Below are 14,808 nucleotides of genomic sequence, written 5' to 3'. Positions count from 1 at the left end.
GTGGTCATGGCTTTTTATGATTCAGACATGGTTGGCTGGATAATGACTTTTTTACGTTTGAACTGGGAGACAACCAAACAGAGGAAGACAGCAAGAACAAAAAGAGAAATGGTCAAAAAGCCAAATGTATAGGAGCCCGTCATTTCTTTTAAACTGCCAAGAACGTTTGGTAAAAAGAATCCCCCAATGCCTCCTGCAGCCCCTACAATTCCAGTCACAATCCCAATTTCCTTATGAAACACTTGCGGCACAAGCTGGAACACCGCCCCATTCCCCATACCAAGACACATCATTCCGACAAATAAAAGCGCAATGACCACTGGTAAAGCAGGTAGACTACTCACTGCCCCTAAACAGATACCAATCAAAGCAAATAAACCGAGCAGTACTTTCATCCCGCCAATTTTATCGGCAATCAAACCGCCAACTGGCCGAAAGAAGCTGCCTGCCGCCACACAAAGCGTCACAAAATCACCGGCATGAATTTTTGAAATAGCATATTGGTCCACAAAGAAAATACTCAAGAAACTTGAAAGTCCGACAAAACCACCGAATGTAATTGCATAAAGAAGACAGAAAAACCACGTTGTCTTTACTTTAAAGACTGAAAAATAGGACCGAAGCGGCTGAGGGGCCGGCTGGTTTGGTGCATCTTTTGCTGTGAAAATAAAAAACAAAAAGACGAAACTTAAAGGAATAAGAGCGAGCCCCATCACTGTATGCCAGCCATACATCTCCGCAAGCCTTGGTCCAAAGAGTGTCGAGATCAGTGTTCCGCTGTTTCCGGCGCCGGCAATTCCCATCGCTACCCCTTGTAAATGAGGAGGGTACCAGCGGCTTGCCATCGGTAAAGCGACCGCAAAACTCGCACCTGCAACCCCTAATAAAATCCCGATCAGTACTAGCTCTGAAAGGGTTGTACCACCGAAAAACCCCCATATAAGCGGAATGGTGGTCAAAATCATGCCCATCATCGCTGTTTTTTTAGGTCCCATTCGGTCTGTTAATAGGCCTAGCACAATTCGAAAAAAAGATCCGGATAAAATCGGAATGGCTACAATCATGCCTTTTTCTATTGTCGATAAGGCAAAATCTTGTGCAATAAAAGCACCGAGTGCCCCCAGCAAAACCCAAATCATGAAACTCACGTCAAAATATAAAAATGAACCAAACAATGTCTTAGGATGACCACTAGAAGTCAATTCTGAGAGTTTCACAAAACCCCTCCTTTATTTTGAATTTTCTGACTTAAAGATAGCGAGTTGATAGAAGGAATGGAAGTGTTGTGTTAGAAAAAATGACATGGATAAACACTTTTTTACAAATGTGTGCCATAATCTATGGCAAACATTGCTTTGGCGCAAAAAGCTAGAAAGGTTGATCTCACATGGCAAAACGTAAACTCGTGTTTATCGGAAACGGCATGGCGAGTATGAAATGTATCGAACATATCGTAAAGAAACAGCCAGAACGCTATTCCATCACGATCATTGGAAAAGAGAAGCACCCGGCCTACAACCGAATAAAACTTTCGTCAGTTTTACAAAAAAGTGAATCGTTGTCTCAAATTGAACTAAAGCCAAAAGAATGGTACACCAAACATGACATCACCATCCAAACAGGCGAAGCAGTTGTCCACATCGATACAAAGCGTCAATTGCTCATGACAGAAGCACGCCGGAATATCCCGTATGACAAACTGGTTATCGCCACAGGCTCATCGCCTCATTTTCTGCCTATACAAGGCGTATCCAAAAAAGGGGTCTATGCTTTTCGTACGATTGACGATTATGAGGCCATTTACGCTGATTCTTTACGCTATGAGCGTGCAGCAGTCATTGGAGGTGGTGTACTTGGTGTGGAAGTGGCCGCTGGTTTACAGATCGCTGGACTGAAGACAACCTTGATTCATCACACGGATTGGCTTATGCAACGCCAATTAGATGAAACAGCTGCAGGGCTTTTGTCTCAACAATTAAGTCGCAAGGGGATTCAGGTAAAAACAAATGCTCATACGATTGCATGTTTAGGAAACGAGAGAGTAGAAGGCGTTCTGTTAAAAAGTGGAGACATCGTGGATGCTGATCTCGTGGTTTTCACAACAGGGGTCCGTCCGAATATAGAGCTTGCAAAACAGCACGGCATTCATACAAGAAAAGCCATTGTTGTAAATGATGTCATGCAGACAAACGTTGAGAATATTTATGCTATTGGAGAATGTGCAGAGCATAAGGGGATGGTGCACGGTCTTGTGCAGCCTATTTATGAACAAGCAAACGTGCTTGCGAATCATTTATTAGATGAACTGGTCACGAATTTACCTCCTGCCATTTATTCAACAAAATTGAAAGCAAATGACATATCTATTTATTCTGCTGGCAGTATTGTAAACCGATCCCCCTCCGCTTCAGTGGTGACTTACTTAGATGAAGAACAAGAAGTATATAAAAAACTAGTGTTTGAACATGATGTGCTCACAGGCGTTGTATTAGTTGGTCAACTTGAGAGAGCTGAGCAGCTTTTGCAGGATGTAAAAGTGGGGCGTGATAAAAGCGTAGTCATGAAATCGCTGAATGAAGAGCAGATATCCCCTTTAGATTCATTAAAAACAGAGGATCTCATCTGCCAATGCCACACGGTGACGAAGGGAGCGATATTCAAAAGCATATCGGTCCATCAGCTGACAAATTTAGAAGAGATAAAAAAACAGACAGGGGCCGCAACGGGCTGCGGAGGCTGTCAAGAGCTTGTTCGTGCCTGCTGCCATGTCTCATCAAATCAGCTAACGGAAGCACTGGACACGTTTTGCTCGTGCACAAATGTAGAGGAAGAGACCATTTTTTCGTATGTAAAAAAGCAGCAGCCGCTGAATGAAGAGCAAGTAAGAAGACAATTTGATTGGATGACAGATAACGGCTGTGACAAGTGCCGAGCAGCCATTCCATACTATCTTGAGCAGTTTCAAGATCTTTTCGTAAAAGACAGCCCATCAGATCATGAGCACATACTAATGCCTCAGTTATATGGTGGCCGTCTTGATCTGACATTTTTACAGATGATAACCGGATTATTAGAGCAAAAGCAAATTCAGCACGTAGAACTAACGGAGAATAAACGAATTCGGCTGATCGGTATTTCACAAGAGGCCGACCATATTGTAAAAGAACATGGACACATCATGCCACAAGAAAGCAAGAGACTTTCTCATGTTCTATCATGTGATTGTCGTCACGATCCATCTGTCACAACACTTGTCATGGAGATCGAAAGACAACTAGAAAACACGCTTTTACCTGCAGTCACATCGATTCATATCGCTGGTCCTTCCTGCGTATGTCATTTCAGCCCCATCTATGACATCTGCATCAAGAAGCAGCTGGATGAATGGGACATTTATATAGGAGGCAGCATACGTCAACCTAAGGCAGGTCAGCTTTTTTATTCTGTGAGCCGAACGGATGAGCTGATTCCTTTTTTAAAAGCACTGCTTGAAGACTATAGAAAACGTGCATATTTTCAAGAATCTATTGGAGACTGGATCCAAAAAAACGGCATCATTTCCATCCGAGAAAAATTGCTCGATGAGGAAATGAGAGAAGAGCTCTGCGAGCAATTTGAGCAAAGTAGACAAAAGGGTGTGAATGTATGAATCAATCTTTTTTACAATATGTGCAGCAAACATCAGAGCAGCAAGAGCGAAAAAGGGTGTTCCCATCTCAATGTCCGTTTTGCAGTATGCAGTGCAAAATGCAATTAGTCGAGCAGCACGCAGAAGGGCGAACACGCTACCAGACGATAGGTATTCATAATCCAACCACGTTCGGCAGGATCTGTATGAAAGGGCAGCATGCCCACCAGCACGCACTGCACAAGGAACGATTGAATCACCCCCTCATCAAAAGAAACGGTCAATTTGTCAAAGTGACTTGGCAAGAGGCACTTGACGAAATCAAAGCACGCACTCAAACCCTTCAGACGGAACATGGGAACGATGCTATCAGTGTGTATGGTAGTGCATCGATTACAAATGAAGAAGCTTATTTACTCGGAAAATTTGCAAGGGTCGCCCTTAAAACGAAATACATTGATTACAATGGAAGACTGTGTATGTCTTCAGCAGCAACAGCAGCTAACCAAACATTTGGACTTGATCGGGGTCTAACATTTCCGCTTCGTGACATCAAGCATGCCCGGGTTTTACTATTGGTTGGAACCAATATAGCGGAATGTCAGCCGACCCTCATGCCGTACTTGGAAGAAGCTAAAAAGAACGGGGCATTTCTCATCGTGATCGATCCGCGAAAAACAGCAACAGCCAAACTAGCTGACTTACATGTCAGCTTAAGGCCTGGGTCAGATGCTGCACTCGCAAATGGAATCTTACACGTCATGCTTCATGAACAGTTACTAGACGAAGAATTTATTAAAAAACGAACATCAGGTTTTCAAGAAATGAAACAGCATATTTCACACATGTCCCTGCCTGACATTACGCAGCAAACCGGTGTATCGATGAAAGTCATTCAAAAAATAGCGAGAAAATTCGCACGCGAAAAAACAGGAATGATTCTGACTGCAAGAGGCATTGAGCAGCAAATAGACGGGACAGCATCCGTTCGTAATTTCCTGAATATTCTGCTTGTTACTGGGAAAATTGGCCGGATTGGGTGTGGATATGGTGCTATTACTGGGCAAGGAAATGGACAGGGTGCAAGAGAACATGGACAAAAAGCAGATCAGCTTCCTGGTTACCGTGATATCACAAACCCAGTACATAGAAAAGAAATGGCCGAAATATGGAATATCGATGAAAAAGAACTGCCTGGAAAAGGTGTATCTGCTTTTGAAATGTTTGAAAAAATGCAGAAAGGAGAGATAAAAGCGCTCTTTTTAATGTGTTCTAATCCCGTTCAATCAGGTCCGCATGCAAGCTTTATCAAAAAAGCCATCGAGCAGCTGTCCTTTTTTGTCGCAATTGATTTATTTATCTCTGAGACGGCTGCACTTGCAGATGTTATTTTACCAGCTTCGTCATATTTAGAGGACGAAGGGACCATGACGAACATAGAAGGACGCGTTACGCTGAGAGAAGCAACCTATCCACTCAAACACCAAAGAAAGCACGATTGGCAAATCATTTGTGATATAGCAGCAGTATTAGGCAAAGGAGGCTCTTTTTCTTTTTCATCTGCAGAAGACATCTTTGAGGAATTGAGAACAGCAACGAAAGGAGCCAAAGCCGATTATTCCGGTATGACCTATGACAGGTTAAGGAAGACGCAAGGCATATTATGGCCCTGCTCTCATTTGGAAGACCGAGGAACAGAAAGACTATTTGAGCATCAATTCTCACATCCTGATAAATTAGCAAAATTTGCAGTCGTTGCACATGGACAACAGGGTGCAAAAGAACCAGTCAGTCCAGAATATCCACTCTATTTAACGACCGGCAGGGTGATGGCTCATTACCAAACGGGCGTTCAAACAAGAAAAAGCACCTCTCTTGTTGCCCGGCAGTTTGAAGCTTATGTAGAGCTTCATCCTGATACAGCCGAAGCTTACGGGATTCAGCACGGGGAACTCGTCACCATCCAGTCAAAACGAGGTAGTGTCATCATGAGGTGCCACATAACAGATACCACCCGAAAAGATACTGTGTTTGTTCCGTTTCACTGGAATAAACATCAATCAATTAACCTATTAATTGGTAAACAGTTAGATCCACACAGTAAAATGCCAGGTTTTAAATATTGTCCTGTACAGCTGTCAGCCTACAAGAATTGAAAACTATGTGAGAAATTTTAACATGTATTTTCCATCTTTGTTTAGATTATGGTACTTTCTAAAAAACGATCACATGAGGGGTGTTTTTCATGAAAGAAAAACTCGTATTAGTAGGGAATGGTATGGCTGGTATCCGAACGCTCGAAAACATTTTAAAAACAGACAATGAACGATTCGACATGACTGTATTTGGAACTGAGCCGTATCCTAACTATAATCGGATTCTTTTATCGAAAGTTCTCCAAGGGGATACAAAGACAGAGGATATTACGTTAAACGATTGGAATTGGTACAAGGAACATCATATTCAGCTGTTTACAAATGAGACCATTGTGAAGATCGATCCAGACAATCAAACCGTTATGAGTGATCAAGGACGGACCGTGCATTATGACCGTTTAATTTTAGCGACAGGGTCCCTCCCGTTCATCCCGCCCATTCCAGGGAGCGATAAAAAAGGGGTAACAGCTTTTCGTACATTACAAGACACAGAGGAAATGGTCAAAGCATCTACGATGTACAAAAAAGCAGCCGTTATTGGAGGCGGGCTCCTTGGACTTGAAGCAGCACGTGGTCTATTAAACTTAGGTATGGAAGTGACCGTCATTCATCTTGGCTCTCATCTAATGGACCGGCAGCTCGATCCGGTGGCAGGTCAACTTCTGCAAACAGCATTAGAAAAACAAGGCATGAGCTTTTTATTAGGAAAACAGACAAATGAAATTTTAGGAGATACAAGAGTAGAAGGGCTAACATTTTCAGATGGTTCTACATTAGAGACAGATATGGTGGTCATGGCAGCAGGAATTAAACCGAATCACAAGCTTGCCGAAACGAGCGGCATTGAAGTGAACCGGGGAATTATCGTCAATGATTTCATGGAAACAAGTGTCCCGCGGATTTACGCAGTCGGAGAATGTGTTGAACATAGAGGACAAACGTACGGTCTTGTTGCGCCATTATACGATCAAGCAAACGTGCTTGCGAAGCATGTTTGTGATATGGCCCCGACGCCTTATGAAGGATCTGTTCTATCGACACAGCTGAAAGTATCAGGGGTTGATGTATTTTCAGCTGGAGATTTTATAGAAAACGATGAGAAACAAGCGATTAAGATTTTTGACGAACAGCAAGGCATTTATCAAAAACTAGTCTTCCAGCAAAACCGATTAGTCGGCGCCGTCATGTTTGGAGAAACAAGCGATGGACCACGTTTATTCTCGTACATTAGAGAAGGTGTTGATATGTCAGATATGGAAAAAGTATCTGTCTTAACATCAAATGAGCTGGCGCAAGAAAACACGATTGAACAAATGGCAAACGACCATATCGTTTGTGGCTGTAATGGTGTCTCAAAAGGTCAAATAGTGGCAGCTATTCAAAAAGAAGGCCTAACGACTATACAAGAGGTCAAGCAATGTACAAGTGCTTCTCGGTCATGCGGAGGCTGTCAATCTGTTGTGGAAGAGATTTTATGGCACACTTTAGGCGATGATGCAAACCGCACTGCGCAAAAAGAAACCATCTGCGCCTGCACCACCTTATCAAGAGATGAAGTGATTCATGAAATAAAAGAGAAAGGTTTGCAGCATGTCAAAGAAGTGATGAATGTACTTGACTGGGAAACAGAAGAAGGCTGTTCAAAGTGCCGGCCTGCACTGAATTACTATTTAGGGATGATGTATCCGCTTGACTACAAAGATGAAAAAAGCTCGCGATTTGTGAATGAACGAATGCATGCCAACATCCAAAACGATGGTACCTATTCGGTCGTTCCACGTATGTACGGGGGCGTGACAAATGCTAATGACCTGAGAAAAATAGCGGATGTCGTTGACAAATATGAGATACCGCTTGTGAAAATGACTGGAGGGCAGCGAATCGACCTTTTAGGTGTCAAAAAAGAAGATTTACCAAAAGTATGGGCTGATTTAGATATGCCGTCTGGTTATGCTTACGGAAAATCATTAAGAACCGTCAAAACTTGTGTTGGAGAACAATTTTGCAGATTCGGAACGCAGGATTCCATTTCTCTTGGGATCGCACTTGAAAAGAAATTTGAAGGACTTGCCACACCGCACAAAGTCAAAATGGCCGTATCAGCCTGTCCAAGAAACTGTGCTGAATCTGGGATTAAAGATCTTGGCATCGTAGGTATCGATGGGGGATTTGAATTGTATGCTGGCGGGAATGGAGGGACACATTTACGAGCTGGAGACTTATTAATGAAAGTAAGTACAGCAGAAGAAGTAGAACAAATGGCCGCAGCCTACCTTCAATATTACAGAGAAACCGCAAATTATTTAGAGAGAACATCCGCTTGGGTTGAACGGCTTGGATTGAATCATATCCAAACGGTCCTGCTAGATGACAAGAAACGTGCAGCACTCATCGAAAGAATGGACATCGCACTTTCAACTTATGAAGAACCGTGGCAAGAGATTCGAGAGAACGAAACAGAAACAAGACAATTATTTCAAAAGGCAACTGCTTCCGTCTAAATCAATTGAAGGGATGAGATCAGATGACAGTTTCAATTGTAAAAGTTCATATTGGTACAATATCAGATTTTCCATTGCAGCTAGGGAAAACAGTCGCAGCCGGTCCACTTGAATTAGCTGTTTTTCAAACCTCTAACAAGCAGTTCAAAGCCATTGAAAATCGCTGTCCTCATAAAGGCGGTGTACTAGCTGAAGGAATGGTGAGCGGAGATCATGTCTTCTGTCCAATGCATGATTGGAAAATCAACCTTTCATCAGGAAATGTTCAAGAACCAGATCATGGATGCGTGAAAACATATGAAGCATTGGTTGAGGGAGACGACGTCTTTATTTTACTGCCTTCATAAATGGTTTAGAACCTTCCTTTCCTGTACATGCTGTAAGTACATGCAGTGAGAAAGGAAGGTATATGTGTGCCATTTTTTAATATTTTGATTGAACTCTTTATCGGATTTTTCGCTTTATTTTCCATTACAAAGCTATTAGGGAAAACACAATTTGCACAAATCACGCCGTTTGATTTTATTTCTGCACTGATTTTAGGGGAGATGGTTGGTAACGCCATTTTTGATCCAGAAGTCAGCGTGCTACATATCCTTTTTGCAGTTGCAGTCTGGGGCGTTTTAATCTACACAGTTGAATGGCTTTCACAAAAATTCAAATCCATTCGCGCTTTTTTAGAGGGAAGACCGACTCTTGTGATTGATAAAGGAAAGATTCACTACAATCGATTAAAGAAAAATATGCTTGATTTAAATCAGCTGCAGACGCTGATTCGAGCGAAAGGGCATTTTGCTCTTAATGAAATTGAATTTGCCATTTTGGAAACGGATGGGTCTGTGAGTGTGCTTCCGAAAATGAAATATGCACCAGCTACAGCCGAAGATGTGAACGTGAAAGGAAAAGAAGTCACATTGCCTAGAACGTTTATTATCGACGGAGAGATTTTAAAAAAAGATTTAAAGGAAGCTGGATTTGATGAAGCGTGGCTGAGAGAGCAATTGAAAAAACAGCACATATCCTCCTATAAAGACGTCCTATTTTGTGAATGGATTGAAAATGAAGGAATTTATGCGATGAAATATGAAAAAACATCCACAACCTAACACAGTGGATGTTTTTTTGTGTTTTTTTGTTTTATAACTGAATAGGATCAAAAAGAATACGTCAATGAAAACGTTCACAATATAAGGGGGAGATGTGTGATGAAGTATGGAAAACGACTGCTGATGATGGTATTGGCCTTACTGCTTTTTGACTCAGCTTATGCGCAAGCAGCTGGACACAACCATCAAACAAACCGCGTGCTTATTGTCGACCAAAAAGGAAATGGGACATTTCGAACGGTTCAATCTGCCATTGATGCGATACCAGTGAACAATCAACAGCAAACGACGATATATATTAAAAATGGTGTGTATAAAGAAAAGATTCTCCTTCCGCAAAATAAGCCGTATGTGTCCTTTATTGGAGAAAATCAGTATCAGACGATTCTGACGTATGATGATACAAATGCAAGCAGCGGGAGCACAACCAATAGCTCTAGTACAATGATTCGGGCAAATCATTTTTACGCAGAAAATATCACGTTTCAAAATACAGCTGGCCGAAACGCAGGGCAGGCGGTTGCCCTTTATGTATCCGGGGACCGGGCTGTGTTTAAACACGTACGTGTTCTCGGTTATCAAGATACACTTTATGCCACAGGCACAGGGAGACAATATTATGAAGATTGCTATATCGAGGGCACGGTTGACTTCATCTTTGGTTCAGCAACGGCTGTATTTAAAAGAGCTGAAATAAAAAGTCTTGGAAATGGATATATTACAGCGGCATCCACAACAGAAGCGCAAAAGTATGGCTACGTTTTTATTGATTCCACGTTAAATAAAGGAACGTCTGCGTCTCAATCTGTGTACTTAGGCCGTCCGTGGAGACCTCATTCGGCTGTCACGTTCCTCCAAACAAAAATGGATGAACATATTAAAGCTGAGGGATGGCATAACTGGGAGAACAAAGACAACGAAAGAACGGCTAGATATCAAGAATATGGATCAACGGGCGCAGGGAGTCATGTGGCAAACCGGGTGAAGTGGTCAACGATATTAACAAAAAACGAAGCAAGTCAAATCACCGTTCAAGCCGTGCTTAGCGGAAGCGATGGCTGGAATCCTGAAAAAAGGTAAAAGAGGCTTGTCAGTTTTCGTCAAAGAAAGCTGACTTTTCTGTTTAAAAAACCTTTGAGAACAAACGTTCTTTTGTGTATAATGAACATAATCTGCTAAATTTGGCTGCTTTTCTAAAAAGGAGGGATTGCGTGAAACGTTTCTCACAGGTCATGTTTTTACAACTATGTATTTTGTCGATGTTATTTCTCCCTTTTTCAGTGAAAGATGAACAACTAACAGCTCATGATGATCAATCAAAATGGATCACTTCTTTAGACGAATTCATTCGAACAGCACCTGATTTAGAGGGCGCAATTGCTGGCATCAGCGTACGCGATACTTCTGACACTTCTCTTCTTTATGAACATCAAGCGGACATCCGTCTGACTCCTGCTTCTAATATGAAATTACTCACATCTGCTATCGCACTCGATCTACTGGGTGAAACACACACTTTTCCAACAGACGTTTGGATAGATGGTTCAATTCACAAAAAAACATTGCACGGCAATCTTTATCTCCGAGGCTCTGGAGACCCGACATTGTTAGAAAGCGATTTTGCCGCATTAGCCAAACAAGTCAAAAAGGCCGGAATACATACGATTCGTGGACAGCTTGCAGCTGATGATACTTGGTTTGATGACACAAGGTATTCCATCGATCTGCCGTGGAGTGATGAAGATCAATATTACGGCGCTCAAATATCTGCTCTTACTGCTTCACCGAATGAGGATTATGATGCAGGGACGATCATTCTCGAAGTTAAGCCGGGAAAGAAAGCAGGGCAGAAGGCCAGCTATGAGATGATCCCGAAGACTGACGTCGCTCAAGTTGTCAATCAAGTGAAAACTGTGCCAGAAGGCGGAAAGAAGAAAATATCTTTTAAACGCTCTCACGGTACAAACAAAATTACACTGACTGGAACGATTCCGCTAAAAGCATCCTCGTCTAAACAATGGGTCGCATTATGGGAACCGACAACGTATGCTTTAGACTTAATGAAACGAGCATTAAAGGCTGAGGGGATTCAGCTGAAAGGACCACTCAAAACAAAACAAGTTCCTAAAAAAGCGAAAAAAATCGCTTCCCATACATCAATGCCTTTATCCGATCTTCTTGTTCCGATGATGAAATTAAGCAACAATACACATGCAGAAATTCTGTTAAAAGAACTTGGGAAGCGGGTAAAGAACAAAGGGAGTTTTGACAAAGGGCTTGACGTGCTGAATGAACGTCTTCCTGCCTATGGCATAGATGCATCTATGACTGTGTTGAGAGACGGATCAGGCATATCACCGATTAACCTTGTTTCTGCAAATCAATTCACGTTATTTTTGACAAACATTCAAAAGGAAAAATGGTTTAACACCTATGTCCATGCACTTCCGTTAGCTGGGGCAAGTGAGCGTATGGTGGGAGGTACATTAAGAAATAGATTGAAAGAACCAGCTACACTAGAAAAAGTGCGTGCAAAAACAGGTACACTATCAACGGTCAGCACACTATCTGGATATATTGAAACGCAGAGTGGAAAAACGCTTGCTTTTTCCATCTTATTGAATCATCTCGTTGATGACGAAAAAGGAAAAGAGATAGAAGACCGAATTGTCAGCATGTTAGCTGAGGATCTTTAGACAGAGAAGGAGAACCATCATGACGTTAGATAATAATCAATCTTTAGTAAAAACCATGTCGATCTTTCTAATTCCACTTTTATTAAGCAATATTTTGCAATCAATTGGACAGCTTGTTTCCATTGTGCTTGTCGGTAGATGGATTGGAGAGGATGCAGTAGCTGCGATTTCGGCATTCTTTCCACTTTTCTTTTTACTTGTTTCTTTTTCCATTGGGATTGGATCAGGGAGCTCGATCCTGATTGGACAAGCATACGGAGCAAAAAATGAGCAGAGGTTAAAGGAAATTATCGGTACAACGCTTTCGTTCACCTTTTTAATCGGACTTTCTTTAGCTGTCATTGGAGGTTTTTTTGCCACAGATATTTTACATTTGATGGGGACACCTGCAAATATTGTGGAGGAAAGTGCGGCATATGCCAGAATCCTATTCATCTCCATGCCCATCTTATTTCTTTATTTTGTCTATACAACTTTTTTACGAGGAACAGGAGATTCGAAAACTCCATTTTATTTCTTAATGATTAGTACAGGAACAAATATTTTACTGCTACCGATTTTATTATTCGGCTGGCTTGGTTTACCGGCATTTGGTTTATATGGTGCTGCGTATTCTTCTGTGATTTCTACAATCGTTACGTTTATCATTCTTCATATCTATCTTTATAAAACAAAGCACCCGCTTCGCATTGATGCGTCGGTTAGAAAGCATTTATTGATGAAAGGGGATTTATTAAAAACGCTATTAAAGTTAAGTATCCCTTCTAGTATTAATATGATTCTCATTTCTTTATCAGAAATTGCTGTCATTTCTTTTGTCAACGATTATGGATCACAGGCGACCGCAGCCTATGGCGTTGTCAATCAAGTCGTAAGTTATGTACAGATGCCTGCAGTGAGCCTTGGTATTGCGGTTTCTATTTTCGCCGCACAATTCATTGGCGCAGGAAACATGAATCGTTTGAAAGATGTCATTAAAATTGGGCTGGGGCTAAACTTTGCGATAGGCGGATTGATTATTATTTTCGTCTATATTTTCGCACCACAAATTTTATCTATCTTTTTAACAGATCCTGCAACAATTGATGTTGCATATAGTTTGGTCGTGATTACCCTATGGAGCTATCTCATTTTTGGAACGGCGCAAATCGTTGCAGCCACAATGAGAGCAAGTGGCACAGTTCTATGGCCGACCATCTTTAGTATTTGTTCCATTTGGCTTGTTGAAGTACCAGTGGCTTATGTGCTATCACACCATACATCGCTTGGGATCAAAGGAATCTGGATAGGATATCCTGCTGCCTTTTTTGTAAACTTATTGCTCCAATACGGCTATTATCGACTGGTATGGAAGAAAAAGCAGATCGTTGCACTTGTCCAATCATAATGTGAGCCTATCATCTGGCATATACATACGAAGATCGATTACTTTGTAGGGGGTCTGATCTTCTATGTTTTTAAATCAAAGAAGTGAGCTCAGTTCGTATGATATCGGTGACTTCACTTATGCCGGACCAGGTTTTCAAGTCTTGACGTGGGGAGAAGGAACAACGCTGAATGTAGGGAAGTTTTGTTCCATCGCAAACGAAGTAAAAGTTTTTCTTGGTGGTGAACACCGAACAGATTGGGTCACCACATATCCCTTCAATCAAATTTTCACAGATGCTGCCCATATTGAAGGACATCCACGATCAAAAGGGGATGTGTGTATAGGGCACGATGTTTGGATTGGATATGGAGCAACAATCATGTCAGGAGTACAGATAGGAAACGGGGCAGTCATTGGAGCAAATAGTCTGATTACAAAAGATGTGCCTCCATATGCGATTGTCGCAGGGAACCCGCAGCGGCTCATGAAATATCGGTTTTCTTCGGATATCATTGAAAAACTTCAGTTATTAGAATGGTGGAATTTAGAGTTTTCGTTCATACAGTCTATTTTTCACCTCTTGCAATCTCCTGATATTGACCGTTGTATAAGCGTAATTGAAGATAGAAAAAAGAAAGGCTGACAGAGCCTTTCTTTTTTTCTATCTTCGTTTCACTTAGCTGAGTCTGATGATGGTAAGTGATGCACCGGTTGCACCACCACCTATTAGAATGGCTGTTACAACCGCTCCGAAAAATTGTAATGAAATTGTATTTCCTGCTGTTAAATTGACAATAACTGTATTGCTCATAAAAGTTGTGGATACGGCAGAGGACTGAATTGAACCTGGAATAGCAGTTGATCCATTCAACCATAGCCTTGTGCTCACTAAAAGTGCAGTAGTGGTATTTACTTGATATGTGATATAGTATTTACCTGTTTGCTGGACTGTGAATGTATCATTTGAACCATTCGGCGTAAATCCATTAATATTTTGATTACTTGGTAAAGCAATGTTCGTACCACCAGCAATAGTAATGATTGTAGGACCTGTTGTATTTCCAGCATAAAGTGCCGTATCAGTTGGACCGCTAGCTCCAGTGGCACCAGTGATTCCAGTAGCTCCAGTTGGACCGGTGCCTCCAGTGGCACCAGTGATTCCAGTAGCTCCAGTTGGACCGGTGCCTCCAGTGGCACCAGTGATTCCAGTAGCTCCAGTTGGACCGGTGCCTCCAGTGGCACCAGTGATTCCAGTAGCTCCAGTTGGACCGGTGCCTCCAGTGGCACCAGTGATTCCAGTAGCTCCAGTTGGACCGGTGCCTCCAGTGGCACCAGTGATTCCAGTAGCTCCA

At 42.0% G+C, this 14,808-nt stretch carries 11 protein-coding genes; 9 read left to right on the top strand and 2 right to left on the bottom strand.

Annotation, left to right across the window (positions count from 1 at the left end; translation table 11 throughout):
* Window positions 1–14: 14 nt before the first annotated feature.
* Window positions 15–1,217: a nitrate/nitrite transporter gene (locus KVT11_RS10115; protein WP_017367412.1), complete on the bottom strand. Its 1,203-nt coding sequence runs from the start codon at window positions 1,215–1,217 to the stop codon at window positions 15–17.
* 170 nt (window positions 1,218–1,387) lie between these two features.
* Between KVT11_RS10115 and nirB (KVT11_RS10110) the strand changes: the two genes are divergently transcribed.
* The 9 genes from nirB (KVT11_RS10110) (at window position 1,388) to KVT11_RS10070 (ending at window position 14,099) form a co-directional block, all read left to right on the top strand.
* Window positions 1,388–3,649, top strand: a complete 2,262-nt coding sequence (gene nirB / locus KVT11_RS10110; protein WP_146271424.1) for a nitrite reductase large subunit NirB — start codon at window positions 1,388–1,390, stop codon at window positions 3,647–3,649.
* The gene (gene nasC, locus KVT11_RS10105; protein WP_017367410.1) at window positions 3,646–5,784 is read left to right on the top strand and encodes an assimilatory nitrate reductase catalytic subunit NasC; all 2,139 of its coding nucleotides are present in this window, start codon (window positions 3,646–3,648) and stop codon (window positions 5,782–5,784) included. The genes nirB (KVT11_RS10110) and nasC overlap by 4 nt, the downstream gene beginning before the upstream one ends.
* An 89-nt stretch (window positions 5,785–5,873) precedes the next feature.
* Window positions 5,874–8,285, top strand: coding sequence for a nitrite reductase large subunit NirB (gene nirB / locus KVT11_RS10100; protein ID WP_108611633.1), 2,412 nt, complete (start codon window positions 5,874–5,876; stop codon window positions 8,283–8,285).
* Window positions 8,286–8,308: 23 nt separating this feature from the next.
* The gene (nirD, locus tag KVT11_RS10095) at window positions 8,309–8,632 is read left to right on the top strand and encodes a nitrite reductase small subunit NirD (RefSeq protein WP_008346593.1); all 324 of its coding nucleotides are present in this window, start codon (window positions 8,309–8,311) and stop codon (window positions 8,630–8,632) included.
* A gap of 66 nt (window positions 8,633–8,698) precedes the next feature.
* Complete coding sequence (locus KVT11_RS10090; protein WP_008346595.1) at window positions 8,699–9,391, top strand: DUF421 domain-containing protein; 693 nt, start codon at window positions 8,699–8,701, stop codon at window positions 9,389–9,391.
* A gap of 99 nt (window positions 9,392–9,490) precedes the next feature.
* Window positions 9,491–10,471 carry a pectinesterase family protein gene (locus KVT11_RS10085; protein ID WP_008346597.1) on the top strand — a complete coding sequence of 327 codons (981 nt, stop codon included), beginning with the start codon at window positions 9,491–9,493 and terminating at the stop codon, window positions 10,469–10,471.
* A 131-nt stretch (window positions 10,472–10,602) separates the two neighbouring features.
* Window positions 10,603–12,087 carry a D-alanyl-D-alanine carboxypeptidase/D-alanyl-D-alanine endopeptidase gene (dacB, locus tag KVT11_RS10080; RefSeq protein WP_008346599.1) on the top strand — a complete coding sequence of 495 codons (1,485 nt, stop codon included), beginning with the start codon at window positions 10,603–10,605 and terminating at the stop codon, window positions 12,085–12,087.
* Window positions 12,088–12,106: 19 nt separating this feature from the next.
* Window positions 12,107–13,474: an MATE family efflux transporter gene (locus KVT11_RS10075; protein ID WP_017358860.1), complete on the top strand. Its 1,368-nt coding sequence runs from the start codon at window positions 12,107–12,109 to the stop codon at window positions 13,472–13,474.
* 64 nt (window positions 13,475–13,538) lie between these two features.
* Window positions 13,539–14,099 (top strand): CatB-related O-acetyltransferase, encoded by a 561-nt coding sequence (locus KVT11_RS10070; RefSeq protein WP_217609005.1) that lies wholly within the window; start codon window positions 13,539–13,541, stop codon window positions 14,097–14,099.
* Between the two features lie 33 nt (window positions 14,100–14,132).
* Here KVT11_RS10070 and KVT11_RS10065 read toward each other — a convergent pair.
* Window positions 14,133–14,808: BclA C-terminal domain-containing protein (locus KVT11_RS10065; RefSeq protein WP_483297934.1), on the bottom strand; the 676-nt coding region annotated here is incomplete at its 5' end.

Source organism: Bacillus sp. GbtcB10 (assembly GCF_019091365.1).
In the GTDB taxonomy this organism is placed as follows: domain Bacteria; phylum Bacillota; class Bacilli; order Bacillales; family Bacillaceae; genus Bacillus; species Bacillus altitudinis.
The sequence above is the reverse complement of the archived record's forward strand: the minus strand, read 5'-3'. Positions and strand labels throughout refer to the sequence as shown.